The 24,382-nt window shown below is 59.3% G+C and carries 23 protein-coding genes and 4 tRNA genes; 4 read left to right on the top strand and 23 right to left on the bottom strand.

What is annotated here, in order from left to right; all coding sequences use genetic code 11:
* The 12 genes from nuoK to AAC126_RS03140 form a co-directional block, all read right to left on the bottom strand.
* Window positions 1–301, bottom strand: a 301-nt coding sequence (nuoK, locus tag AAC126_RS03195; RefSeq protein WP_339849987.1) for an NADH-quinone oxidoreductase subunit NuoK, incomplete at its 3' end; no start/stop codon positions are given.
* Window positions 302–306: 5 nt separating this feature from the next.
* Window positions 307–912 carry an NADH-quinone oxidoreductase subunit J gene (locus tag AAC126_RS03190; RefSeq protein ID WP_339849985.1) on the bottom strand — a complete coding sequence of 202 codons (606 nt, stop codon included), beginning with the start codon at window positions 910–912 and terminating at the stop codon, window positions 307–309.
* A gap of 98 nt (window positions 913–1,010) precedes the next feature.
* Window positions 1,011–1,499 carry an NADH-quinone oxidoreductase subunit NuoI gene (nuoI, locus tag AAC126_RS03185; RefSeq protein ID WP_339849983.1) on the bottom strand — a complete coding sequence of 163 codons (489 nt, stop codon included), beginning with the start codon at window positions 1,497–1,499 and terminating at the stop codon, window positions 1,011–1,013.
* A 59-nt stretch (window positions 1,500–1,558) separates the two neighbouring features.
* A complete protein-coding gene (gene nuoH, locus AAC126_RS03180; protein WP_339849982.1) occupies window positions 1,559–2,554 on the bottom strand; it encodes an NADH-quinone oxidoreductase subunit NuoH in 996 nt (331 codons plus the stop codon).
* Between the two features lie 14 nt (window positions 2,555–2,568).
* A complete protein-coding gene (gene nuoG / locus AAC126_RS03175) occupies window positions 2,569–4,665 on the bottom strand; it encodes an NADH-quinone oxidoreductase subunit NuoG (protein ID WP_339849981.1) in 2,097 nt (698 codons plus the stop codon).
* Window positions 4,666–4,701: 36 nt separating this feature from the next.
* Window positions 4,702–6,006: an NADH-quinone oxidoreductase subunit NuoF gene (gene nuoF, locus AAC126_RS03170; protein WP_339849980.1), complete on the bottom strand. Its 1,305-nt coding sequence runs from the start codon at window positions 6,004–6,006 to the stop codon at window positions 4,702–4,704.
* Complete coding sequence (gene nuoE, locus AAC126_RS03165; RefSeq protein WP_339849979.1) at window positions 6,006–6,683, bottom strand: NADH-quinone oxidoreductase subunit NuoE; 678 nt, start codon at window positions 6,681–6,683, stop codon at window positions 6,006–6,008. The genes nuoF and nuoE overlap by 1 nt, the downstream gene beginning before the upstream one ends.
* Complete coding sequence (locus tag AAC126_RS03160) at window positions 6,680–7,858, bottom strand: NADH-quinone oxidoreductase subunit D (RefSeq protein WP_339849977.1); 1,179 nt, start codon at window positions 7,856–7,858, stop codon at window positions 6,680–6,682. The genes nuoE and AAC126_RS03160 overlap by 4 nt, the downstream gene beginning before the upstream one ends.
* Window positions 7,858–8,490: an NADH-quinone oxidoreductase subunit C gene (locus tag AAC126_RS03155; RefSeq protein ID WP_339849970.1), complete on the bottom strand. Its 633-nt coding sequence runs from the start codon at window positions 8,488–8,490 to the stop codon at window positions 7,858–7,860. The genes AAC126_RS03160 and AAC126_RS03155 overlap by 1 nt, the downstream gene beginning before the upstream one ends.
* Window positions 8,491–8,530: 40 nt before the next feature.
* On the bottom strand, window positions 8,531–9,088 hold the full coding sequence (locus AAC126_RS03150; protein ID WP_193170529.1) for an NADH-quinone oxidoreductase subunit B: 558 nt from the start codon (window positions 9,086–9,088) through the stop codon (window positions 8,531–8,533).
* A complete protein-coding gene (locus AAC126_RS03145; RefSeq protein WP_339849969.1) occupies window positions 9,079–9,444 on the bottom strand; it encodes an NADH-quinone oxidoreductase subunit A in 366 nt (121 codons plus the stop codon). Before AAC126_RS03145 ends, AAC126_RS03150 begins: the two co-directional genes overlap by 10 nt.
* A gap of 224 nt (window positions 9,445–9,668) precedes the next feature.
* Window positions 9,669–9,745, bottom strand: a tRNA-Asp gene (locus tag AAC126_RS03140).
* A 240-nt stretch (window positions 9,746–9,985) separates the two neighbouring features.
* On the opposite strand from AAC126_RS03140, the gene AAC126_RS03135 reads away from it, so the two are divergent.
* Window positions 9,986–10,393, top strand: coding sequence for a hypothetical protein (locus tag AAC126_RS03135; RefSeq protein WP_339849966.1), 408 nt, complete (start codon window positions 9,986–9,988; stop codon window positions 10,391–10,393).
* Window positions 10,394–10,408: 15 nt separating this feature from the next.
* On the opposite strand, the gene AAC126_RS03130 is transcribed toward AAC126_RS03135, so the two are convergent.
* From AAC126_RS03130 to AAC126_RS03090, 9 genes are all read right to left on the bottom strand, one after another.
* Window positions 10,409–10,484: transfer RNA gene (locus AAC126_RS03130), tRNA-Val, on the bottom strand.
* Window positions 10,485–10,575: 91 nt separating this feature from the next.
* A complete protein-coding gene (locus AAC126_RS03125; RefSeq protein ID WP_339849963.1) occupies window positions 10,576–10,848 on the bottom strand; it encodes an HU family DNA-binding protein in 273 nt (90 codons plus the stop codon).
* 267 nt (window positions 10,849–11,115) lie between these two features.
* The gene (gene lon / locus AAC126_RS03120; protein WP_339849960.1) at window positions 11,116–13,515 is read right to left on the bottom strand and encodes an endopeptidase La; all 2,400 of its coding nucleotides are present in this window, start codon (window positions 13,513–13,515) and stop codon (window positions 11,116–11,118) included.
* A 110-nt stretch (window positions 13,516–13,625) separates the two neighbouring features.
* On the bottom strand, window positions 13,626–14,903 hold the full coding sequence (gene clpX / locus AAC126_RS03115) for an ATP-dependent Clp protease ATP-binding subunit ClpX (RefSeq protein ID WP_339849957.1): 1,278 nt from the start codon (window positions 14,901–14,903) through the stop codon (window positions 13,626–13,628).
* A 174-nt stretch (window positions 14,904–15,077) separates the two neighbouring features.
* Entirely contained in the window at window positions 15,078–15,719 is a 642-nt protein-coding gene (gene clpP / locus AAC126_RS03110; protein ID WP_339849993.1) for an ATP-dependent Clp endopeptidase proteolytic subunit ClpP, read from the bottom strand.
* Window positions 15,720–15,791: 72 nt separating this feature from the next.
* On the bottom strand, window positions 15,792–17,273 hold the full coding sequence (tig, locus tag AAC126_RS03105) for a trigger factor (protein WP_339849954.1): 1,482 nt from the start codon (window positions 17,271–17,273) through the stop codon (window positions 15,792–15,794).
* Window positions 17,274–17,336: 63 nt separating this feature from the next.
* A tRNA-Leu gene (locus tag AAC126_RS03100) sits at window positions 17,337–17,421 on the bottom strand.
* Window positions 17,422–17,508: 87 nt separating this feature from the next.
* Window positions 17,509–18,927, bottom strand: coding sequence for a malonyl-CoA decarboxylase (locus AAC126_RS03095; RefSeq protein ID WP_339849952.1), 1,419 nt, complete (start codon window positions 18,925–18,927; stop codon window positions 17,509–17,511).
* Between the two features lie 31 nt (window positions 18,928–18,958).
* Window positions 18,959–20,467, bottom strand: a complete 1,509-nt coding sequence (locus AAC126_RS03090; protein ID WP_339849948.1) for an NAD(P)H-hydrate dehydratase — start codon at window positions 20,465–20,467, stop codon at window positions 18,959–18,961.
* A gap of 113 nt (window positions 20,468–20,580) precedes the next feature.
* Between AAC126_RS03090 and AAC126_RS03085 the strand changes: the two genes are divergently transcribed.
* Window positions 20,581–20,967, top strand: a complete 387-nt coding sequence (locus AAC126_RS03085) for a DUF423 domain-containing protein (protein WP_339849947.1) — start codon at window positions 20,581–20,583, stop codon at window positions 20,965–20,967.
* Window positions 20,968–20,992: 25 nt separating this feature from the next.
* Here the strand turns inward: AAC126_RS03085 and AAC126_RS03080 are convergent.
* Window positions 20,993–21,069 (bottom strand) — tRNA-His (locus AAC126_RS03080).
* A gap of 93 nt (window positions 21,070–21,162) precedes the next feature.
* Window positions 21,163–22,326 carry an aminotransferase gene (locus tag AAC126_RS03075; protein ID WP_339849945.1) on the bottom strand — a complete coding sequence of 388 codons (1,164 nt, stop codon included), beginning with the start codon at window positions 22,324–22,326 and terminating at the stop codon, window positions 21,163–21,165.
* Window positions 22,327–22,529: 203 nt separating this feature from the next.
* On the opposite strand from AAC126_RS03075, the gene AAC126_RS03070 reads away from it, so the two are divergent.
* Together AAC126_RS03070 and AAC126_RS03065 are read left to right on the top strand one after the other, a co-directional pair.
* Complete coding sequence (locus tag AAC126_RS03070) at window positions 22,530–23,696, top strand: pyridoxal phosphate-dependent aminotransferase (RefSeq protein WP_339849943.1); 1,167 nt, start codon at window positions 22,530–22,532, stop codon at window positions 23,694–23,696.
* A gap of 213 nt (window positions 23,697–23,909) precedes the next feature.
* Window positions 23,910–24,248, top strand: coding sequence for a P-II family nitrogen regulator (locus tag AAC126_RS03065; protein ID WP_028464826.1), 339 nt, complete (start codon window positions 23,910–23,912; stop codon window positions 24,246–24,248).
* The last annotated feature ends 134 nt before the right edge of the window (window positions 24,249–24,382 follow it).

Below are 24,382 nucleotides of genomic sequence, written 5' to 3'. Positions count from 1 at the left end.
TCATCAGGTTGATATCTTCGACCGCGATGCTTCCGCGATTGCGGAAATACACCACAAGGATGGCAAGGCCGATGGCAGCCTCCGCCGCGGCGACCGTCAGCACGAAGAGTGCGAAGATCTGACCGACTAGATCGTTCAGGAAGACCGAGAAACTCACCAGATTGATGTTCACCGCGAGCAGCATCAGCTCGATCGACATCATGATGATGATCACGTTCTTCCGGTTCAGGAAGATCCCGAACATGCCGAGCGTGAAGAGGACGGCGGCGACCGTCAGGTAATGCGCCAGACCGATTTCCAACATGATCAGACCCCTTCCCCACGCTGCACTTTGACGACTTCAACAGTCTCTTCCGTGGTCCGGGCCAACTGCGCCGAGATGCGCTGACGCTTGACGCCCTGACGCGTCCGCAGTGTCAGCACGATAGCGCCGATCATTGCGATCAGCAGGATCAGCCCGGCCGACTGGAAGAGGTAGACATAGCGGGTATAGAGCAGCGCGCCGAGCGCGTGGGTATTGGTCACGGCCGTCGGATCCGGCGCCGGTGCCGCCGTGATCAGATCGGGCGCGATCACCCAGCTCGTCACCACGAAGAACAGCTCGGCGAAAATCACCACCCCGATCAGCAGGCCGATCGGCAGGTATTTCATGAAGCCCTGACGCAGTTCGACGAAATTGATGTCGAGCATCATGACAACGAAGAGGAACAGCACTGCGACCGCACCGACATAGACGACGACCAGGATCATGGCGATGAATTCGGCGCCGATCAGAACGAACAGGCCCGCCGCGTTAAAGAAGGCCAGGATCAGGAACAGAACCGAATGAACCGGGTTCCGGGACGAAACCACCATGACGCCCGAGGCAATGGTGATCGCGGCAAAGACATAGAATATGAGTGCCTGGATCATCCGCGCCCCCGCCCCGCCGGAAGTCCGGCGGGTAATTTGTGAGTCATCTCAGCCATTTTATCGGCGTTCTTCATGTTTCCCTCGCCCCCAAGCAGCCCTTAGCGATACGGCGCTTCGACGGTCAGATTATGCGCGATCTCGCGCTCCCAGCGGTCCCCGTTCGCGAGCAGCTTGTCCTTGTTGTAGAACAGCTCCTCACGGGTTTCCGTGGCGAATTCAAAGTTCGGCCCCTCGACGATGGCGTCGACCGGGCAGGCCTCCTGACAGAAACCGCAATAGATGCATTTCGTCATGTCGATATCGTAGCGGGTCGTCCGCCGGCTGCCGTCGTCACGCGGCTCGGCCTCGATGGTGATGGCCTGGGCCGGGCAGATCGCCTCGCACAGCTTGCAGGCAATGCAGCGCTCTTCCCCGTTGGGATAACGGCGCAGGGCATGCTCACCACGGAAACGGCTGCTGAGCGGCCCCTTCTCGTAGGGATAGTTGATCGTCACCTTCGGCTTGAAGAAGTACTTCAGGGTCAGATACATGCCCGAAAGCAGTTCCCACAGCAGCAGGCCGCGCGCGCTTTGTTGCAACGTGCTCATGGCTCAGCCTCTCTCCATCGTGCGCGTTTGTTTCGCGTCTGGCGTCATTATGTCCGTCCTCATCCCAGCACCGGCGCGGGTACCCAGTCGAAGGCCACCAGCACACCGGCGGTCAGCACGACCCAGAGCAGCGAGAACGGCAGGAACACTTTCCAGCCCAGCCGCATCAGCTGGTCATAGCGGTAGCGCGGGAAGGTCGCCCGGACCCACAGGAAGAAGAACAGGACAAAGGCAATCTTGGCGAAGAACCAGATCGGCCCCGGTATCCAGTTGAACGGTGCGATATCGAACAGTGGCAACCAGCCGCTCATCAGGATCATGTTCGCGTATTCACCAAGGAAGAACAGGGCGAAGGTCATCGAGGAATACTCGACGAAATAGCCCGCAACCAGCTCCGACTCGCCTTCGGGAAGATCGAACGGCGCCCGGTTGGTCTCGGCCAGTGCCGAGACGAAGAAGATCACGAACATCGGCAGCAGCGGAATGGCAAACCACACCGTTTTTTGCGCTTCGACAATGGCGCTGAGGTTCAGCGAGCCGACGCAAAGCAGCACGGTGATCATCACGAAGCCGATGGACACTTCATAGGAGACCATCTGCGCCGCGGACCGAAGCGCGCCCAGGAAGGCGTATTTAGAGTTCGAGGCCCAGCCTGCCATGATCACGCCATAGACCCCGAGCGAGGAGATCGCGAAGAGATACAGCACGCCGACATTGATATCCGCCAGCACCATGCCCGCATCGAACGGGATCACCGCCCAGGCGATCATGGCCAGGATGAAGGTCAGCATCGGCGCCATGGCGAACATGATCTTGTTCGCGCCCGCCGGCAGGATGGTTTCCTTGGCGAACAGTTTCACGCCGTCGGCAAGCGGCTGCAGCAGGCCGAACGGACCGACAACGTTCGGTCCCTTCCGCATCTGCATGGCGCCAATCACCTTGCGTTCGAAATAGGTGAGATACGCGACGGCCACCAGCAGCGGCACCACAATGGCGAGAATCTGCGCCAGAATGATCGCTGTCGGGATCACGTAGGTTTCGAGGATCGCATCCATGCCCACTTAACTCCTCACCCCTCGGTCCCGGTCTTGGCCTGCTTGGGCAGGACAAAGACTTCCGTGCATTCGGCCATCGTCTGGGAGGCCCGGCTGATCGGGTCGGTCATGTAGAAATTCTCGACCGTCGTTCCAAAACCTGTCTCGGACATGGCGCCTTCGGTACCGAAGGGACCCCATGCCGCTTCCGGCGCGATATCGATCTCGGTGAAGATCTCGTTCGACTTCCGCAGAGCGGCGCGAAGCTGCTCCTGGCTGTCATACGGCAATGTTGCACCAAGATGCGCCGAGAGAGCCCGGACAATAGCCCAGTCCTCGCGTGCCTCGCCCGGCGGGAAAGTCGCCCGGAGCGCCATCTGAACCCGGCCTTCCGTGTTCACGTAAAGGCCGTCTTTTTCCGTATAGGCAGCACCCGGCAGGATAACGTCCGCGCGGTGTGCACCACGATCGCCATGATGGCCCTGATAAATCACGAAGGCATCGCCGAGACGTTGGGTATCGATCTCGTCCGCACCAAGCAGGTAGACGGCCTTGATCGCCCCCTTGGAAGCACCGTCGAGCATACCCGCGACATCGGCACCGCCCTCGCCCGGCAGGAAGCCGAGATCGAGACCGCCGACACGGGATGCCGCCGTATGCAGAACGCTGAAGCCGTTCCAGGCCGGAACCTCGTTACCGTCCTCGTCCTTTGAGGCAGGCACAAGCATTCCGGTGCTTTCCGCGATCTTCCGTGCCGTCGCCAGAACCGCCGCCCCGTCTTCACGGGTCAGCGCGCCCATGCCGAGGATGATCATCGGCTTTTTGGCGTCCTTCAGCACGGAGGCAAAAGCGTTCTTGCCGTCCGCGACTTCGGTCAGGGTCTGTGCACCGGCGCCCAGATGATCATATTTGTAAGTCAGATCGACCGGCGCACCGATCAGGCCAACCTTGAGGCCGCCGGCGAGCCAGCGCTTGCGGATGCGGGCGTTCAGAACAGCGGCATCCCAGCGCGGATTGGCTCCGACGATCAGAATGGCGTCCGCCTCTTCAATCCCGGCAACCGTCGCGTTGAAGAGATAACCGGCCCGGGTCGTCGCATCGAGCTTGGCGCCGTCCTGACGGCAATCCAGGTGCGGCGAGCCCAGCGCGGTCATCAGGCCCTTCAAGGCAAACATGGCCTCAACGTCAACCGTGTCGCCTGCGACAGCGGCGATTTCAGCGCCCTTGAGACCTTTCAGCTTCGCGGCGATGGCAGCGAAAGCATCATCCCACGAAACCGGCTGCAGCTTGCCGTCCTTGCGCAGATACGGCTTGTCCAGCCGCTGGCGCTTCAGGCCGTCACAGGCATACCGCGTCTTGTCGGAGATCCACTCTTCGTTGACCTCTTCATGCAGGCGCGGCAGCACCCGGAGCACTTCGGAGCCACGGGCATCAACCCGGATGTTCGAGCCGAGCGCGTCCATCACATCGATGGTCTCGGTCTTGCGCAGCTCCCAGGGCCGCGCCACGAAGGCGTAGGGCTTGGAGGTCAGCGCACCGACCGGGCAAAGGTCGATGACGTTGGCCGACAGCTCACTGTCGAGCGCCTTTTCCAGATAGGTCGTGATCTCGGCATTCTCACCACGGCCGAGCAGGCCCATATCGGTGACACCGGCGACTTCGGTCGAGAAACGGACGCAGCGCGTGCAATGGATGCAGCGGGTCATGACGGTTTCGACCAGCGGGCCCATATACTTGTCTTCGACGGCCCGCTTGTTCTCGTCATAGCGGCTGGAATGATGACCAAAGGCCATCGCCTGATCCTGCAGATCGCATTCGCCGCCCTGGTCGCAGATCGGGCAATCCAGCGGGTGGTTGATCAGGAGGAACTCCATCACCCCTTCCCGCGCTTTCTTGACCAGATCCGTGTCCGTGCGGATGACCATGCCGTCGCCGGCCGGCATCGCACAGGACGCGACCGGTTTCGGCGAACGCTCCATCTCCACCAAGCACATCCGGCAATTGCCCGCGATGGACAGGCGCTCGTGATAGCAGAAGCGCGGTACTTCGGCGCCGGCCTCTTCGCAAGCCTGCAACACGGAGGCACCAGCCGGAACTTCGACCTCCAGCCCGTTGACTGTCAATTTAGGCATTGCGATCTCCCCGCAAGCACGTTCCCGTCGGGCGCATCATTCCGCGGCCTCCAATACCGGTAATACCGGCTGACCGGCCTTGCGGGCCTCGATCCGGCGTTCGACTTCCGGCCGGAAGTGCCGGAGAAGCCCCTGGATCGGCCATGCCGCGGCATCGCCCAGCGCACAGATCGTGTGACCTTCGATCTGCTTGGTAACTTCATAAAGCGCGTCGATTTCCTCGACCTCTGCCTCGCCCCGGACCAGCCGGTCCATGACCCGGTACATCCAGCCGGTGCCTTCACGGCACGGCGTGCACTGGCCGCAGCTCTCATGCTTGTAGAAATACGAGAGGCGCGCGATGGCGCGGACGATATCGGTCTGCTTGTTCATGACAATGACGGCAGCCGTGCCGAGACCGGAACCGACACCGCGCAGGGTGTCGAAATCCATGATCACGTCATCGCAAACCGATTTCGGCATCATCGGCACGGAAGATCCGCCCGGAATGACGGCCAGAAGATTGTCCCAGCCGCCGATCACGCCGCCACAATGCTTTTCGAGCAGTTCCTTGAGCGGAATGCCCATCTCTTCCTCGACATTACACGGCTGCTCGACATGGCCGGAAATGCAGAAGAGCTTGGTGCCGGAATTCTTCGGTGTCCCGAGATCGGCGAACCACTGGGAGCCGCGCCGCAGGATTTCGGGAACAACCGCGATACTCTCGACATTGTTCACTGTCGTCGGGGAGCCATAAAGGCCGACCCCCGCCGGGAATGGCGGCTTCAGGCGCGGCTGGCCTTTCTTGCCTTCCAGGCTTTCCAGAAGCGCGGTTTCCTCGCCGCAGATATAGGCGCCGGCACCGCGATGCAGGATGACGTCGAAATCGTAGCCGGAGCCACAGGCATTCTTGCCGATCAGTCCGGCATCGTATGCCTGGTCGATCGCCGCCTGGAGGCGCATCGCCTCGTTATAGAACTCGCCACGGATATAGATGAAAGCCGCAGTGGCCCGCATCGCATAACCGCCAATGAGACAGCCTTCTATCAGCTTGTGCGGATCGTTCCGGATGATCTCCCGGTCCTTGCACGTGCCCGGTTCCGACTCGTCGGCGTTGACCACGAGATAATGCGGTTTGTCCTTCACCTCTTTCGGCATGAAGGACCATTTCACGCCGGTCGGGAAACCCGCGCCGCCGCGTCCGCGCAGCCCGGAATTCTTCACATCTTCGACGATGTCTTCCGGGCTGCGGGTAAGGATCTGTTTCGTGGTGCTCCAGTCGCCGCGCTTGCGGGCGCCTTCAAGGCCCCAGTCGAACCAGCCGTAGAGGTTTGTGAAGATGCGGTCCTCGTCCCTCAACATCACTTGTCTCCCGTGTTGGCGTCAGCGGCCTCGGCGGCAGCAGGCTGGGCTTCGTAGGTACGCACAGCGTCGTTGTCCTTGTAGGACAGCAGGGTCTGCGCGCCCTTCTCCGGCTCGGACACATTCCGTCCCGAGAGCGAGCCCACGGGCGGCACCTCGCCCTTTTTCAGAGAATCGAGCAGCTTCGCCGTATTCTCGTAATTGGCGTCTTCGTAGAAATCGTCATTCACCTGCAGGATCGGCGCATTGGCGCAGGCACCAAGACACTCAACCTCAAGCAAAGTGAACATGCCGTCGTCACTGGTCTGGTGATTGTCGAGACCAAGCTTGTCCTTGATGCATTTCATCACCTGATCGGAGCCACGCAGCCAACACGGCGTCGTGGTACAGGCCTGCAGGAAGTACTTCCCGACAGGCTTCAGGTTGTACATCGTGTAGAAGGTCGCCACTTCCAGAACGCGGATGCGCGGCATTTTCAGCTTCTCGGAGATCACGTCGATCGCCGCCAGCGGTATCCAGTTGTCGTGCTGGCGCTGGGCCAGATCGAGCAACGGCATCACCGCGCTGGCCTGACGGCCTTCCGGATATTTGGCAATGATCGCATCTGCCTTCGCCATATTCTCGGGCGTGAAGGCAAAGCTCTCGGGCTGGTTCTCGGCGATGTCGATACCGCTCACCGGTCAATCTCCCCGAACACAATATCAAGCGAGCCAATGATGGCGACCGTGTCGGCCAGCATGTGCCCTTTGGACAAGAAATCCATGGCGGACAGGAACGAAAATCCGGGAGCCCGGATCTTGCAGCGATAAGGTTTGTTGGTGCCGTCGGAGACCAGGAACACCGCGAACTCGCCTTTCGGCGCTTCGACAGCCGTGTAGGTCTCGCCGGCCGGTACGTGATAGCCCTCGGTATAAAGCTTGAAGTGATGGATCAGTGCTTCCATCGAGTGCTTCATTTCGCCGCGGCTCGGCGGAGCGACCTTCCGGTCTTCGGTTTTGACCGGACCGCCCGGCATCTTCTCGATGCACTGCCGGATGATTTTCAGGCTCTCCCGGACTTCCCTGATGCGCACCAGATACCGCGCGTAGCAGTCACCGGTCTTGCCAATCGGAATATCAAAGTCGAGCTCGTTATAAACGTCATAAGGCTGCGACTTGCGCAGGTCCCACGCGAGGCCGGAGGCCCGGATGCAGGGGCCGCTGAAACCGATAGCCTGCGCCTCTTCCGCGGTGACGACACCGATATCCACGGTGCGTTGCTTGAAGATACGATTTTCCGTCAGCAGGCTCTCGATATCGTCCATCAGAGCCGGGAAAGTCTCGGTCCAGGCCATGATATCGTCCAGCAGCCCGGGCGGAATATCCATGGCAACGCCACCAGGGCGGAAATAAGCCGCGTGCAGACGCGCACCGCAGGCCCGCTCATAGAACTCCATGAGCTTCTCTCGCTCTTCAAAGCCCCAGAGCAGCGGCGTCATGGCGCCGACATCGATGGCAAAGGTGGTGATGTTCAGCAGGTGGTTCAGGATGCGCGAGATCTCGGCATAGAGCACCCGGATATACTGACCGCGCTTCGGCACTTCGATACCCAGCAGCTTTTCGACCGCCAGCGCATAGGCATGTTCCTGGGACATCGGCGCGACGTAATCGAGCCGGTCAAAATACGGAACCGCCTGCAGATACGTCTTGTACTCGATCAGCTTCTCGGTGCCGCGATGCAGCAGACCGATATGCGGATCGGCCCGTTCGACGATCTCGCCGTCCATTTCCAGCACCAGTCGCAGCACGCCGTGAGCGGCAGGATGCTGCGGGCCGAAATTCAGCGTAAGCGGCTTGATTTGCGCTTCAGCCATCAGGAAGCCCCCTCTTCGGCCTGGTCTTCCGCTTTCTCGTCACCCGGCAGGAGCGAACGCGCCCCTTCCCACGGGCTGAGGAAATCGAAACTGCGGAAATCCTGAACCAGTTTCACCGGCTCGTAGACAACCCGCTTTTGCTCATCGTCATAGCGAACCTCGACATGACCGGTGAGCGGAAAGTCCTTGCGCAGCGGATGACCTTCAAAACCGTAATCCGTCAGCAAGCGGCGCAGGTCCGGATGGTTCGAGAAGAACACGCCATACATGTCCCAGGTCTCGCGCTCGAACCAGTCGGCCGAGGGAAACACGCCACAGACAGACGGAACGGGCGTCACTTCGTCGGTCGCGACCTTGACCCGGATCCGGTGATTCTGCTGCACGCTGAGCAGATTGTAGACGACGTCGAAGCGTTGCTCGCGGGCCGGGTAATCGGTGCCGCAAAGGTCAACCAGACAACGGAAACGGCATTGCGAATCATCCCGCAGGAACGTCAGAACCCTGACGATATACTGGGGGTGCGTGCGGACCACGAGCTCGTCGAGAATGAAACCGATCTCGACAAGTTCAGTTTCGAGCTGGCCTGACAGATAGTCCGCCAGCTCTCTCTGTATTTGTGTCGGTGTTGCCATGCTGTCGTCTGCCTCTGCCTGGCGTTGGTCCGGACCCGGTTTAGCGGGCGATCGTCGAAGTGCGCTTGATCTTCTTCTGAAGCTGGAGAAGCCCGTAAAGAAGAGCCTCGGCCGTCGGCGGACAGCCGGGCACATAGACATCAACCGGCACGACTCGGTCGCAACCGCGGACCACGGAATAGGAATAGTGATAATAACCGCCGCCGTTGGCGCAGGAGCCCATTGAGAGCACCCAGCGCGGCTCGGCCATCTGGTCGTAAACCTTGCGCAGAGCCGGCGCCATCTTGTTCGTTAGCGTACCGGCAACGATCATCACGTCGGACTGACGCGGGCTCGGCCGGAACACCATGCCAAACCGATCAAGGTCATATCGGCTGGCGGCCGAATGCATCATCTCGACGGCGCAGCAGGCAAGACCGAAGGTCATCGGCCAGAGCGAGCCGCTGCGGGCCCAGTTGAAAAGCTTGTCGGCCTGAGCGACGACGAAGCCCTTTTCGTTCAGCTCGTCGCCGACAGCCTTCAGGATAGCGTCCTGGTCGGCACCCGGCGGAAGCGGGCGAAGATCCTGCGAAGCCTGCATAACGGGTCTCACTCCCATTCCAGCGCGCCTTTGCGCCATTCGTAGACGAATCCGATCGTCAGTACGCCAAGGAAGACAATCATCGACCAGAAGCCGAAGAGGCCAATCCCGCCGAGCGAGATCGCCCAGGGAAACAGGAAGGCCACTTCGAGGTCGAAGATGATGAAGAGGATGGCGACGAGATAGAACCGTACATCGAACTGGCCGCGAGAATCGTTAAACGCCTCGAAGCCACATTCGTAAGCAGAAACCTTTTCCGAATCAGGCCGCTGGTTCACCACAAGCAGCGATCCGATCACCATCGCGAGGCAGAGCCCGATCGCAACGGCGAGGAAAATCAGAATAGGCAAATATTCCCGGAGGATATCGCTCATATCTTCAGCTCTCTCTCATGCCCGGCGCGTTGAGGTGGTTATTAAGATACACCCACGCCTTGTTACCGGGCGCACTATAGTTCCATAGCGCCGCCAAGAAAAGCCCGCGTCGCCACAGAACGACCGAAAGAATTCTTTAAATTCCGACGCTTGTAACGCATTTAGCGGCCTCGGTCGATGACCGGGCCGTATACAGTTCCAGAATTGATTTAACTAAAGATAAATGGCGGGAGTGACGGGACTCGAACCCGCGGCCTCCGGCGTGACAGGCCGGCGCTCTAACCAACTGAGCTACACCCCCGTTTCTCGGGCCGCGGTGCCGTCTGTTTGGCGGCGCCCCCGACGAGGAGGCGCTTATTTACGTTGACCCCCATGGAGTGTCAAGCGCGATGGATTAGAAAAATGACACTTTTTTTGACCGACCTGCTCCAGCCCCCGGAAATGTCCGGTTTCCGGGAGAAATTTCTTTATTCTCACGGACGAAACACCAAACATAAGTTACAGAAGTTAGACAGATGGACCAGAACGGGACCCTCCTCCGATGATGACGGAACGCGATTATGACCGACTCAGAAAACTTACCGCCATGCTCGCCAGCGAGAGCGATGGAGAGGTACTGAACGCGGTCGACGCCATCAGTAACATCCTGAACCAGTACGGACTGGTCTGGGGCGACCTGCTGCTGCCCAGGAAGTTCCTGAAGGTGCGTGATGCCCAGAACGACGATCTCACGGTTCAGCCCAAGAGCACCGAGCCCCTGGACCCTACCCGGGCTTCTCCAAAGCAGATGTATGAGATTTTGCTGGCCAGCCCGCGAGTCTCGATTGAGACCAAGCGGGATATCCGTGACTACGCAAAAGAAGTTTCGGAGAATCGGGTGAGCCCGAAAACAAGGGCCGACCTGCAGGCGATGTATCGTTACGCAATCATGCAAGGCCGGCACATATAGCGTTCGCCTCGGAAGTGGTGGGCGCTGACGGGATCGAACCGCCGACCCTCTCGGTGTAAACGAGATGCTCTGCCAGCTGAGCTAAGCGCCCGTTCCGTGGCGGGGATATGTATTCCCCTAACGAAAACGCCGCCCCTTCTAGCAGGGACGGCGTCACGCGAAAAGAGAAGAAATAGGCAGCGTTAATTCAAAGAGTCTTTCAGGCCCTTGCCGGCCTTGAATTTCGGCTGTTTCGACGCGGCGATTTGAATTTTTTCACCGGTCCGCGGGTTACGGCCTTCGCTCGCGGCGCGCGACGCCACACTGAAAGTGCCAAAGCCAACCAGCCTGACCTCATCACCGGATTTCAGCGCGGAGGTAATGGAGTCGAGTACAGCGTCGACGGCGGAAGACGCATCGGCTTTTGTCATATCAGCGGAATCGGAAACGGCCGCGACGAGCTCATTCTTATTCACGTTATAGCCCCCCTATCAAATGATAGAATCACTCAGAAATTGACCGGATTACCGGCCCAATTGGTCAGTTACTCTAAATCGCGGGAAACGCGGGCGTCAATCTCGTAACTGGCGGATTTCCGCAGAATTTCAGGGATCATCATGTTCTCAAAATAATTTACGCACAATTTCAGTTCAAACGGTATGCATGAAAAACAGAAAGCCCCGGCTCGAAAGCCGGGGCTAAACTGTATTCTTTGTTACCGGCCGGTATCTTGGCCGATCACTCTAATGTGTTGTCAGAGTTTTCTCGTTTTTGCCGTCAGCAGCAGCCACCGGTTCAATCACGATCTCTTCCGGATCAATCGGCACCAACGGTTTCGTCAATGCGGTGGAAAGCACCTCGTCAACAGTCGAGACCGGGATGATTTCCAGGCCTTCCTTGACGTTGTCAGGGATCTCCGCGAGGTCCTTCTCGTTATCCTTCGGAATGAGGACAACCTTGAGGCCACCGCGTAGCGCCGCCAGGAGCTTTTCCTTCAAGCCGCCGATCGGCAGAACGCGGCCACGCAACGTTACCTCACCGGTCATGGCAACATCACGCCGCACGGGAATGCCGGTCAGGACGGACACAATGGACGTCACCATACCAACGCCGGCGGAAGGTCCGTCTTTTGGCGTCGCCCCTTCCGGAACGTGCACATGGATATCCCTGTTCTCCAAGCTCTTCAGCGGAATACCGAACATGAAGGCACGGGATTTCACGAAGCTTTCCGCAGCCTGAATCGATTCGCGCATGACATCGCCGAGCTTGCCGGTCGAAATCACCTTGCCCTTGCCGGGTACGGTTACCGATTCGATGGAGAGCAACTCGCCGCCGACTTCGGTCCAGGCAAGCCCCGTGGTGACACCGACCAGATCGTTTTCCTCGGCCTCGCCATACCGGTACTTCCGGACGCCCGCGTATTTTTCAAGATTCTCGGGCGTCACTTCGACCGTCTTGACGCCGTCCATCAGGATTTCCTTGACCGACTTGCGCGCCAGATTGGCGAGCTCCCGCTCAAGATTACGGACACCGGCTTCACGGGTGTAGTAGCGGACCAGATCACGCAGACCGTCGTCTGTGATCGACCATTCGCCTTTTTTCAGACCGTGCTGTTCGATCTGCTTACTGATCAGGTGGCGTTTGCAGATCTCCACCTTCTCGTCTTCGGTGTAGCCGGAGATACGAATGATCTCCATCCGGTCGAGCAGCGGCTGCGGCATGCGAAGCGTATTCGCCGTCGTGACGAACATCACATCCGACAGGTCATAATCGACTTCCAGATAGTGATCCTGGAAAGTCGTGTTCTGCTCCGGATCGAGCACTTCCAGCAGCGCCGACGACGGGTCGCCCCGATAGTCGTTACCGAGCTTGTCGATTTCATCGAGCAGGAACAGCGGGTTTGAGAATTTCGCCTTCTTCATCCCCTGAATGACCTTGCCCGGAAGAGATCCGATATAGGTCCGGCGATGCCCGCGCACTTCGGCTTCGTCACGCACGCCGCCAAGCGACATCCGGACGAAATTCCGGCCTGTGGATTCAGCGATGGATTTGCCCAGCGAGGTCTTGCCGACGCCCGGAGGGCCGACGAGGCAGAGGATCGGCCCCTTCACCTTGCCGGTGCGCTGTTGCACGGCGAGATATTCGAGGATCCGTTCCTTGACCTTCTCAAGCCCGTAATGATCCCGGTCGAGAATCGACTGGGCGTGCCTGATGTCTTTCTTGACCCGGGAGCGTTTCTTCCACGGAATCGCCAGCAGCCAGTCCAGATAGTTGCGGACAACGGTCGCTTCCGCGGACATCTGGCTCATGTTGCGCAGCTTCTTCAGCTCCGCATCGGCCTTCTCGCGCGCTTCCTTGCTGAGCTTCGTCTTGCGAATCCGCTCTTCAAGCTCGACCAGTTCGTCACGGCTGTCGTCGGTTTCGCCGAGTTCCTTCTGAATGGCCTTCATCTGCTCATTCAGATAATACTCGCGCTGGGTCTTCTCCATCTGCCGCTTGACGCGGTTCCGGATGCGCTTTTCGACCTGCAGAACGCCGATCTCGCCTTCCATGAAGCCGTAGACCCGCTCGAGACGCTCGATGACCGTCTCGCTTTCAAGCAGTTCCTGCTTCTCGGCGATTTTCAAAGCCAGATGAGAAGCGATGGTGTCCGTCAGCTTTGCCGGGTCCTCGATCTGGTTGACCGACACCAGCACTTCCGGCGGAATCTTCTTGTTCAGCTTGATATATTGTTCGAACTGTCCAACCACGGCGCGGGAAAGCGCTTCCTGTTCCGGCTCGTCGCTTTCCTCGTCGATAATCGGCTCGGCGAAGGCTTCAAAGAAATCTTCGTTTTCCTTGAATTCGGTAATCCGCGCGCGCTGAACGCCCTCGACCAGTACCTTGACGGTACCGTCCGGCAATTTCAGAAGCTGCAGCACAGTACCGACTGTACCGACCGTGTAGATATCGTCCGGCGAAGGATCGTCGTCGGCAGCATTCTTCTGCGTTACCAGAAGGATCTGCTTGTCATCCTTCATGACATCTTCGAGAGCGCGCACTGATTTGTCGCGGCCGACGAAAAGCGGGACGATCATATGCGGAAAGACGACGATGTCGCGCAGCGGAAGGACGGGATAACTCGAGGTGCCTGTCTCTTGCATCAGTCTTTCAACTCTCTCCCCTCTGCAAAACGGCTTCCGGGAGGGGAGAACGCCCGGACAAGCCGCTATTTAAATGGCGTTCTCCCGACACCGTTCAAGTCGGGAGAAAATCATGCGCTAGAGCCAACGTCCTCGCGCCGCTCTCCGTGGACCATGATCGGTGCCGCACCATTCTCGACTGTATCGCCGTTGATGATGATCTCCTCGACATCGGTCATGCCGGGCAGATCGAACATCGGATCCAGCAGAATGCCTTCCATGATGGAACGCAGACCACGGGCACCGGTCTTCCGTTCAATGGCCTTCTCGGCAATCGCCTGAAGAGCTTCCTCACGGAATTCCAGATTGACGTTTTCCATCTCGAACAACCGCTGATACTGCTTGACCAGCGCGTTCTTCGGCTTGGTCAGGATCTCGACCAGAGCCTCGTTGTCGAGGTCTTCCAGGGTAGCGACGACCGGCAGGCGGCCGACGAATTCGGGAATGAGCCCGAACTTCAGCAGATCCTCGGGCTCGACCTCGCGCAGAACTTCACCGGTACGGCGATCATCGGGATCCTTCACATCGGCACCGAAGCCGATGGAAGAACCTTGCGAGCGGTTCGAGATAATTTTCTCGAGACCTGCGAAAGCGCCGCCACAAATGAACAGGATGTTCGTCGTATCGACCTGCAGGAATTCCTGCTGCGGATGCTTGCGCCCGCCCTGCGGCGGCACAGAAGCGACGGTGCCTTCCATGATCTTCAGCAGAGCCTGCTGCACACCCTCACCCGACACATCGCGGGTAATCGAGGGGTTGTCGGACTTGCGGCTGATCTTGTCGACCTCGTCGATATAGACGATGCCGCGCTGGGCCCGCTCGACATTGTAGTCGGCCGCCTGCAGCAGCTTCAGGATGATATTCTCGACATCTTCACCGACATAGCCTGCTTCGGTCAGGGTCGTTGCGTCCGCCATGGTGAAGGGGACATCGATGATCCGGGCCAGGGTCTGGGCCAGCAGCGTCTTACCGCAACCGGTCGGGCCAACAAGCAGGATGTTGGATTTCGCCAACTCAACATCGTTGTTTTTGCTCGAATGCGACAGCCGTTTGTAATGGTTGTGCACCGCGACGGACAGGATCCGCTTCGCATAGGGCTGGCCGATTACGTAATCGTCCAGGACATCCATTATGTCGCGAGGTGTCGGAACACCATCGCGCGACTTCACCAGCGTGGTCTTGTGCTCTTCACGGATGATATCCATGCAGAGCTCGACGCATTCGTCGCAGATAAAGACCGTCGGGCCCGCAATCAGTTTGCGGACCTCGTGCTGACTCTTGCCGCAGAACGAGCAGTACAAGGTGTTCTTCGAATCACCACCGTTCGTGCTTCCGCCGGATTTGCTCATCTTATCCACATTCGTTACGGGACGGCTGAATGGTCATGTTAGCCAAAGGCGCCGAAGCCGCACAACGTGAAAAAATCACATCATGCCAAACTACGGCTACACAGCCCGGTGCGGTCATGCCGCAGAACAGCCCCGTCAGCCATCTCGGGCGGGGCCGTTCCTGTTCCCGGCCGGTCAGCTCTTGGCGTCTTCGTCCTTGGCGTCGACAGGCCGTTTATCAACGACTTCGTCGATCAAACCGAACTTCTTTGCTTCCTCGGGCACCATGAAATTATCGCGTTCCATGCCGGCTTCAATGTCTTCGACCTTGCGACCGGTATGTTTGACGTAAATTTCGTTCAGGCGCGCACGCGTCTTGAGGATTTCGCGGGCGTGAATCTCGATATCGCTCGCTTGTCCCTGGAATCCGCCGGACGGCTGGTGGATCATGATCTTGGCGTTCGGCAGGCAATAACGTTTGCCTGCGGCACCAGCGGTCAGCAGCAGCGAGCCCATGGACGCAGCCTGACCAATGCAGACCGTCGAGACGTCCGGGCGGATATATTCCATCGTGTCGTACATCGCCAGACCGGAGGTCACGACCCCGCCCGGAGAATTGATGTACATGGAGATGTCTTTTTTCGGATTCTCGGCTTCCAGATACAGAAGCTGAGCGCAGACGACGCTCGAAATCGCGTCGTTGATCGGGCCGACAACAAAGATGATCCGCTCCTTCAGGAGGCGGGAATAGATATCGTAGGCCCGCTCCCCGCGGTTGGTCTGTTCGACCACCATGGGGACCAAGGAGTTCATATAGATCTCTGCGGGATCATGCATTGTGTCGGCCTTCATCGGGTTACGTCGCAATCGGTTGGTTAATCTCCATATGGGGCATTCAGCCCCCTATGACTACCCTTCCGCAGCGTCGTCTGTTTCTTTCTTTTTTGCAGCAGACTTTTTCGCCGGAGCTTTCTTTTTCGCAGCCGGCTTCTTGGCTGCAGCCTTCTTCTCCGACTTTTCCTCGTCAGCCGACTCGTCTTCTTCCTTGAAGAGCTCTTCCGCGGAGACCGTCTTGTCGGTCACCTTGGCCATCTCGACAATGAAATCGACAATCTTGTCCTCAAGCAGCGGAGCCCGGATGTTGGCCTGGGCCTGGGCGTTCTGCTGATAGAACTGGACGACCTGCTGTTCCTGCCCCGGATATTTCGAGGCTTCCTGATAGATCGCCCGGGCGACTTCCTCGTCACCGATCGAAATATTGTTCAGGCGACCCACTTCCTGCAGCAGGAGTCCAAGACGGACCCGACGTTCGGCGATACCACGATACTCGGCCTTGTCCTCGTCGCTCAGCGACTCGTCCGCGGCATGGTGGTGATGCTCGTGATCATGGTCATGGCCGTGATCATGGTCGTGGTCGTGATCATGTTGCTGCGGATTCACCGCCTGGCAGATCGCGTCATATTCAGCCTGCACCATGCCATCCGGCACTTCGAAGGAATGCTTCTTCTCAAGCGTGTCGAGAAGAGTCCGCTTCAGCTTGGTACGGGCGGCACCGACATATTCCTGCGAAAGCTGACCCTTGATCGCTTCCTTCAGGGTGTCGAGATCGTCCATGCCGAACAGCTTGGCAAATTCATCATCGATCTTCGGATCGGTGGTCTCGCGGATTTCGGTGACTTCAGTCTCGAAGACCGCTTCCTTGCCGGCCAGAGTGGCCTGACCATAGTCTTCCGGGAAAGTGACCTTCACGTCGAGCTTGTCTTCGGCATTCACGCCGATCAGCTGCTCTTCGAAGCCCGGGATAAAGGTGCCGGAGCCGAGTTCGAGATGGTGACCTTCGGCAGCGCCGCCGTCGAATGCCACGCCGTCGACCATGCCCTTGAAGTTAATCACGACGATATCGCCGGATTTGGACTTCCGCTTCCGCTTGATCGGCTCGGAGCTCTTGTGCTGGGAAGCCAGCTTGCCGATGGCTTCATCAAGATCGGAATCGCCCGGCTCTGCGGTCAGCCGCTCAAGCTCGAGGGTCGAGAAATCGATCGGGGTGATTTCCGGCATGATGTCGACCACCATGCTGAATTCGAGATCGCCGCCTTCGTCGAATTTGGTGATTTCGATCTGCGGCTGTGTCGCGGCCCGGAGATCCCGTTCTTCGAGAGTCTTCTGGGACGTCTCGTTCACGGTTTTTTCCAGCACTTCGCCCATGACGGACGGGCCGTAACGCTTCTTCAACAGCGCTACGGGCACCTTACCCGGACGGAAGCCGGGCATCTGGATGGTCGGGGCGAGCTGCGTCAGGCGCGCATCGACCTCGCCGTTAATGGTCTCGGCGGGAATCACGACCTGGAATTCGCGCTTTAGGCCTTCGGAGGAAGTTTCGGTAACCTGCATTGGTTTTCGCTCAATCTGCTTCGTCTGCGTACGCCCACGATACTCGCGCCATGGCCTGTCCGATGGTGCGGGTGAAGGGACTTGAACCCCCACGGCTTTCGCCACCAGAACCTAAATCTGGCGTGTCTACCAATTCCACCACACCCGCGAGCCCTCTTGGCGTCCATGGAGGCGCCATGTCGTATAGGACCGGCATGGCTATCCGAACCGGCCCGGCACGTCAACTGTTATGGCTTCAGTCGCGGAGTAGCGGTTTAACGGAGGAAGAGACCGCTATTTTCCCGGAAGAGGAATAGGCCCCGCTATTACTTTCGATATCGCTCACGCGATACAGATAATTGATCATCATTCCATGGGCTTGGGCGAGACCCTTTTTCGATGTATCCCCAAGCCAGTTAAGCCGTTCCATCCGGGCACCGTTCGACAGGTGGAAATGTGCAACCGGGTCCTTGGCCTTGCCATCAGGACGGCGTTCCCCGTGAAGATACTGCGCAGCCATGCGGCTGACCGGCATTTTCAAGGCAGCAGCCAATTGCTCATCCTTGTACCAGTCCGGACGTCCCAGAGCCGCTTTCAGCCGCTCACCGTCGCTCTCGCCGTCCACCAGAGGTGCAAGAGCCTTGCGCTCCGCGTTGGTCAGCTCGAAGGCGTCACTGTCCAGTGCCTGCGCCGACCATTTACCGAATCCCGGAATCGGCGACAGGGTTGCAAATTTCTTCAGATTCGGCACGTCGTGCTCGAGCAGTTCGACAACCCGCTTGATCAGGAAGTTGCCGAAACTGATGCCGACAAGCCCCTTCTGCGCGTTGGAGATCGAATAGAAGATCGCCGTGGTGGCCGCTGCCACGTCCCCCATTGGCGCACTCGCATCGAGAATATCGTGCACATTTGCCGCCATTTCCGGCACCAGCGCGACTTCAACGAAAATCAGCGGTTCATGCGGCATGGCCGGGTGGAAATAGGCAAAGCACCGCCGGTCGGAATCGAGCCGGTTCTTCAAATCTTCCCAGGAGCGAATTTCATGAACGGCTTCGTAGGCAATCAGCTTTTCGAGAATCGCGGCCGGGCTCTCCCAGGTGATCTGCGTCAGCTCCAGCAGCCCGACATCGAACCAGGCACTCAGCATCTCACGCAGGTCGTCGGACAGCGCCTTGATCGCCGGTTCCGTGCGCGCGTATTCAAGCATCACGACTCGCATATCGACGAGGAACTTCACGCCTTCCGGCAGCGTCGTGAAACGCTTCAGCAAGCGGCGCCAGCGTGGCTCGAGGGCACGGCGCAGTGCAGCTTCCGCCTTTGTCCGGGCTTCGTCGTTCTTTGCCGCCCTGACGCCTTCTATGGCCTCGTCAACAGCGGCGCGGTCGATCCCGTAATTTTCCGCCAGAAGCTTCAGGAAGCGTAACTGGCCTGTCGGCTCCAGCGCCAGATACATCCCGCCAAGATCGGCCGCGCGGGCCCGGGCGGAAACTTCGTCCGCGCGCACCGTCAGGCAATCTTCCATTTGCTGGCGAACACGTTCCAGATCTTCGTCTGGCAGATCCGGGCGTGGCAGCCCAGAGAACATGTGACGCGTGGAATCGGACAATCCCGACCATGCCTGGCGCAGGTTGGAAAGTGTCCGGTCGATGAAACTTGTCGGTTGATCGTTTGGCATTTTCAAAAGATGGCCCAGCTTTGTCTCGCCTTCAACGCTCTCTTAGTGAAGAATTTTCGGAAAGTGTCGACCAGCCGAGATCTTCGGCGAAAATCCGGGGAAAAATCTCCGGCAAATCTTCCGCGATCAGGCCGGGTCCGAAACGGTTTGCCGCCGCTCCGTTGATCCAGACACCCGCCGCAGCAGCTTCGAAGGCCGGCATGCCTTGTGTCAGCAACCCGAGGATCGTGCCAGCCAGCACATCTCCGGTGCCCCCCGTTGCCAGCCATGGCGGGGCATTGCAGTTGATCGCCGCCCGGCCATCCGGCGCGGCAATGACCGTGTCAGGCCCTTTCAGCACGACAACCGCTCCAACAAGTCCGGCGGCAGCGCGCGCCCTCTCCAGCTTGCTGCCGGAAAGATCGGGAAACAGACGGGAGAATTCGCCCTGATGAGGGGTAAGGACGGCGGGCGCCCTGATCATGCCGGAAAGAGCGCTGGCCTGCCCTGCGAAAACCGTAAGCGCATCCGCATCAAGCACAACAGCCCGCCCCGCCCGAAGCGCCGTCTCCGCAATTGACCGCGTATGCTCTGAAACACCGTGTCCGGGGCCAACAAGGACCGCGTTCTTGCGCCTGTCCTCCAGCAGCGTGCCGAATAGCGCGGCATCATCGGCCGGGGACGTAATCACACCCGGTGCGTCGGCAGAGAATAACGGGCATAGCCCCGAGGCAGCCGCAACGGTCAAAAGTCCGGCCCCGGACCGGCGTGCCGCCCGTGCGGCAAGGCGCCCGGCCCCGGTCATCTCTCCCCCGCAAACAACCGCGTGCCCGCGTGTGTATTTATGGCTGTCTGCATCCGGGCGCGGCAGATCAAAAGCCCACAAATCCGGCGCATTCTCAAAAGTGGCCGGACCAATCTCGCGGAGCACGTCCGGCTTGATCCCGATATCGGTAACGATGAGTTCTCCGGACAATGCCCGGCCCGGATGAAGCAGATGCCCCGGCTTCTTGCGGAAAAACGTCACACTCATTGCAGCCGGGACGGCGATTCCGCGCACGGCGCCAGTGTTTCCGTCGACACCGCTCGGCATATCGATCGCAACCGACGTTAGAGATCCGTCGCCAACCATTTCCCGGGCACGGGACAGAAAATCAAACGCCCGGCCTTCGATATTTCGCGCCAGCCCGGCGCCGAAGAGCGCATCGACCAGCAACTCCGCTCCATCGAGCAGCCCGGGCGCCAGTGCGGCAACGGGGCCATCCCACTTGGCAGCCGCGAGCGCGGCATCGCCCCGGAGGCCCTCAAGCTTCCCCAGCAGCGCCAGCGTTACGTCCCAGCCCCGCTCCCGCAGCAACCGTGCAACGACAAAGCCATCACCGCCATTGTTCCCGGGACCGCAAACAACAAGTGTCCGGCGCGGCGTATACCGGGCGGCAATAACATCGGAGACGGTCCAGCCGGCGGTTTCCATCAACTCGATACCGGGCACGCCGCCGCGAATCGTTAGCCGGTCCGCCTCTCCCATCTCCTCGACACTGAGCAGCGTCAGATCGTCCACATGCCTCTCCAGCCCTTGAGTCGGGCGGAGGATAGGACGAGAGTGCCGGTCTTGGAATGCGGTAAATCCGCGCTGCCCAGTCACCCCGCTCACAACAATCTCTGGAATCCTCGATGACCGTTCTGAACCGTGCTCTTTGGATCGCTCTTGGTTTTGCCGGACTGATCGCCGTCGGTATCGGCGCCTACGGTACACATGCGGCCGGCTTCGACAGCGTCGCCCATGACCGGTTTGCCAGCGCCCTGCTTTACCACCTCGTGCATCTCGGTGCCCTGGCGGTCTCCCTGCTCGTCAGCGGACGCACAACCTCGCCGCTGGCCACGGCAAGCGGCGGCCTGTTTCTGCTCGGGATGCTGCTTTTCTCGGGATCACTCTATGCCAGCGCATTCAGCGGCGGCGCCACGACGACCGCGCTCGCCCCGTATGGCGGCGTGTCCTTCATGCTCGGCTGGCTGACTCTCGGTGTTGCCGGAGCCCGCTCGGTCCCAGGAAAGCTTTAAGGAGAGATAATTCTAAAAGAGGGAGTGGGGCGAGTGATGGGTCTTGAACCCACGACCTCCAGATCCACAATCTGGCGCTCTAACCAGCTGAGCTACACCCGCCACAATTCCGCTCGCTCATTCGCGAGGGCCGTTTACCTACTGTAACATAGCAGGCCCGTCAACCGGTTTACCGTGTCGTCATGCCGGTTCTTTTCAGCCGCCGAAATGCGCCGCCAGCCGGCCGACCGCTTCATCCAGGATCGCGTCCTGCTTGGCAAAGCAGAAACGGATGAAATTCTTCGACGCATTGTTGGAGTAAAAGCCGCTGACCGGCAATGCCGTGACCCCGGCTTCGGTCGTGATGTAGCGGCAGAACGCGGCGTCATCCCCATCGAAACCAAGACCGGAAATATCGACGAACTGAAAATATGTTCCCTCGCACTCGACGCATTCGAAGCCGTTGATCCGGCTCAACCCGTCCGCCAGGCGATCGCGCTTGGCCTGCATCGTATCCCGCAGTCCGTTGAAATAGCTGTCATCCTGCCCGAGGCCAAAGGCGACCGCGCGCTGCAGATTCGGCGCCGTGGTGAAGACCAGGAACTGATGCGCCTTGGAAATCGGCTGCAACAGATCCGCCGGAGCCGTGACATAGCCGACCTTCCAGCCGGTCACGGAGAAAGTCTTGCCGGCGGAGCCGATCCGCACCGACCGGTCCCGCATTCCCGGCAGCGTCATCAGCGGGTGATGCCGGCGACCGTCGAAGGCCATATGTTCGTAAACCTCGTCACAGACCGCGTAGCAGTCATGCTCGATCACGGTCTCGGCGATGACTTTCAGCTCGGCCTCGGTAAACACCTTGGAAGCCGGATTCATCGGTGAGTTCAGCACCACGAGCTTGGTCTTATCGCTGAACGCCGCCTTGAAGGCCGCAACATCGAGTTTCCATTCCGGCGGCCGCAGGGTCACGACTTTGGGAATGCCCCCTGCCCGCTTGATGATCGGCTGATAGCAGTCATATGTCGGCTCGATCAGCACGACCTCGTCGCCCGGCTCGATCAGACCGAAGAAACAGGCGGCCAGCCCTTCGGTCGCCCCCGTGGTGACGATGACCTCGGTCTGCCAGTCCACATCAAGATCATAGAACCGCTTGTTGTGATCGGCGACGGCCTGCCGCAGTTCCGGAACACCAAGCATCGGCGGATACTGGTTCGGACGGTCGAACAGAAAGTTCGACGCTTGCTGCAAGACCGCGTCGGGACCGCTGTCATCCGGAAAACCCTGCCCGAGGTTAATAGAGCCATGCTCGATCGCCAGACGTGACATGACCTCGAACACGGTTGTTCCGAACGAGGAAAGCAGGCTGTTTGCAGGCTTCATCTATGCGACTCCAGGGCATTCCGCAAAAAGAGTGGCATGGCGCTTAGCCCAAGGTTGCGGCCAATGCAAGGCCCCCGCGGCAGTGCTGCAATGCAGCACGCATTGCGCGTGACGAAACTGCCAATTGAGCGGCCCTTTCCACACCGCTATAAGGGCGATACGGAAATAAATAAATTCCCGATAAAATCGGAAGGAACAGGGTCATGACCAAGCTCGCGGAGCGACTGAATCATCTAGGAACGGAAACCGCATTCTCCGTTCTGGCGCGGGCCAACAAACTGGCGGCCGAAGGACGCAGTATCATCAATCTCGGCATCGGCCAGCCCGACTTCCGCACGCCAGACAATATCGTCGAGGCGGCGGTCAAGGCCCTGCATGACGGCCATCATGGCTATACGCCCGCGAACGGCATTCCCGCGCTCCGCGAAGCTGTCGCGGCGAACCTTGAAAAACGGCATGGCGTCGCCATCGATCCAGGCCGGGTTCTGGTCGTTCCGGGGGGCAAGGTCACGATGTTCCTCGCCATGATGATCTTCGGCGAGCCCGGCGCGGAAATCATGTTCCCGGATCCCGGCTTTCCAATCTACCAGTCCGCCATCGAGTTTTCGGGCGCTAAGGCTGTCTCCATCCAGCTGCGCGAGGAAAACGGTTTTGCCTTTTCGGCGGAGGAAGTGCTGGCGGGCATTACCGAGCGGACCCGGCTGATCATCGTCAACAGCCCGGCCAATCCGACCGGCGGCGTCGTGCCCCGGGCCGAGTTCGACAAACTGGTGGCCGGCCTGCAAGCCTGGCCCGATGTCGCCATCATGAGCGACGAGATCTACAGCGAAATGCTCTATGACGGCCGCGAGCATGTCAGCCTGCTGCAATATCCTGAAATCGCGGATCGCCTGATCCTGCTCGACGGCTGGTCCAAGACCTATGCCATGACCGGCTGGCGCCTTGGCTACAGTGTCTGGCCAAAAGACGTGTTTCCGCACGCCGAGAAGCTCTGCGTGAACATTCACTCCTGCGTCAATGCGGCGGCACAGTTCGCCGGCCTGGAAGCTCTGACAGGCCCGCAGGATGCCGTTTCGGAAATGCTCACGGCCTTCGACGCGCGCCGCAAGGTGATTGTCAAGGAATTGAACGACGTTCCCGGCTTCCGCTGCATCGAGCCAGGTGGCGCATTCTATGCCTTCCCGAATATCGAAGGCACCGGGATGAAGGCTCAGGCATTGCAGGAGAAACTCCTGGAGGAAGCCGGTGTCGCGGTCATCGCCGGCACCAGCTTCGGTGGTTTCGGTGAAGGCTACCTGCGCTTTTCCTACGCCAACTCAACGGAAAACATCATCGAGGCCATCGCCCGCATACGGAAATGCCTCGCATAGCCTGATCCCGGCGTGGACGTGCCTCTTTTTTGCTGCCTGTTTTTTGATCAGGTGCGCGAAATTGGAGCACGAAAGCGCCATTTCAGCCTCTACTCAGGCACCCTCTTCCTTGCATTTTCAATGCGTTACGATTTTTTGCGCAACTGGCATGCGGCATGCTTTTAGGGGAGTGTGACCCGAGGACCGGGACATCAACGAGAAGAGCAAGGCGAAATGAAAAAAATCGAAGCCATAATCAAGCCCTTCAAGCTGGACGAGGTAAAGGAAGCGCTGCACGAAGTCGGGATCCAGGGGATCACCGTGACTGAAGCCAAGGGCTTCGGACGGCAGAAAGGGCACACCGAACTGTATCGCGGGGCCGAGTACGTCGTCGATTTTCTCCCCAAGGTGAAAATCGAGGTCGTTATGGAGGACTCGCTGGTCGAGCGTGCAGTGGATGCCATACAGTCCGCCGCGCGCACAGGCCGTATCGGTGACGGAAAGATCTTTGTTTCCACTGTCGATGACGTGATCCGTATCCGAACCGGTGAATCCGGTGGAGATGCCCTCTAGCGATTACTGAACCCGTCCCTGCTTCGGAAGGGACGTAAGCCGTCCGGAATGAAATCCCGGACGAATGAATCGGCGGGGCCGCGCAAATGCACGAACCCCCGTCAAACCAGGGATATTCGCCACAAAGGCTTTCG

It is taken from the genome of uncultured Nisaea sp. (assembly GCF_963974195.1).
Classification (GTDB): Bacteria; Pseudomonadota; Alphaproteobacteria; order Thalassobaculales; family Thalassobaculaceae; genus Nisaea.
Note: the sequence above shows the minus strand (reverse complement) of the source record. Positions and strands in the feature narration are given on the sequence as shown.

Coding starts and splice junctions, on each gene's coding strand:
- clpX (WP_339849957.1), bottom strand. CDS start 14,903: ATGAGCAAATCCGGCGGAAGCACGAACGGTGGTGATTCGAAGAACACC.
- nuoG (WP_339849981.1), bottom strand. CDS start 4,665: ATGCCTAAATTGACAGTCAACGGGCTGGAGGTCGAAGTTCCGGCTGGT.
- AAC126_RS03145 (WP_339849969.1), bottom strand. CDS start 9,444: ATGAGCGATATCCTCCGGGAATATTTGCCTATTCTGATTTTCCTCGCC.
- AAC126_RS03190 (WP_339849985.1), bottom strand. CDS start 912: ATGATCCAGGCACTCATATTCTATGTCTTTGCCGCGATCACCATTGCC.
- nuoH (WP_339849982.1), bottom strand. CDS start 2,554: ATGGATGCGATCCTCGAAACCTACGTGATCCCGACAGCGATCATTCTG.
- AAC126_RS03150 (WP_193170529.1), bottom strand. CDS start 9,088: ATGGGAGTGAGACCCGTTATGCAGGCTTCGCAGGATCTTCGCCCGCTT.
- nuoI (WP_339849983.1), bottom strand. CDS start 1,499: ATGAGCACGTTGCAACAAAGCGCGCGCGGCCTGCTGCTGTGGGAACTG.
- AAC126_RS03070 (WP_339849943.1), top strand. CDS start 22,530: ATGACCAAGCTCGCGGAGCGACTGAATCATCTAGGAACGGAAACCGCA.
- AAC126_RS03085 (WP_339849947.1), top strand. CDS start 20,581: ATGACCGTTCTGAACCGTGCTCTTTGGATCGCTCTTGGTTTTGCCGGA.
- AAC126_RS03075 (WP_339849945.1), bottom strand. CDS start 22,326: ATGAAGCCTGCAAACAGCCTGCTTTCCTCGTTCGGAACAACCGTGTTC.
- clpP (WP_339849993.1), bottom strand. CDS start 15,719: ATGCATGATCCCGCAGAGATCTATATGAACTCCTTGGTCCCCATGGTG.
- lon (WP_339849960.1), bottom strand. CDS start 13,515: ATGCAAGAGACAGGCACCTCGAGTTATCCCGTCCTTCCGCTGCGCGAC.
- AAC126_RS03160 (WP_339849977.1), bottom strand. CDS start 7,858: ATGGCTGAAGCGCAAATCAAGCCGCTTACGCTGAATTTCGGCCCGCAG.
- nuoF (WP_339849980.1), bottom strand. CDS start 6,006: ATGTTGAGGGACGAGGACCGCATCTTCACAAACCTCTACGGCTGGTTC.
- AAC126_RS03095 (WP_339849952.1), bottom strand. CDS start 18,927: ATGCCAAACGATCAACCGACAAGTTTCATCGACCGGACACTTTCCAAC.
- AAC126_RS03065 (WP_028464826.1), top strand. CDS start 23,910: ATGAAAAAAATCGAAGCCATAATCAAGCCCTTCAAGCTGGACGAGGTA.
- AAC126_RS03155 (WP_339849970.1), bottom strand. CDS start 8,490: ATGGCAACACCGACACAAATACAGAGAGAGCTGGCGGACTATCTGTCA.
- AAC126_RS03135 (WP_339849966.1), top strand. CDS start 9,986: ATGATGACGGAACGCGATTATGACCGACTCAGAAAACTTACCGCCATG.
- tig (WP_339849954.1), bottom strand. CDS start 17,273: ATGCAGGTTACCGAAACTTCCTCCGAAGGCCTAAAGCGCGAATTCCAG.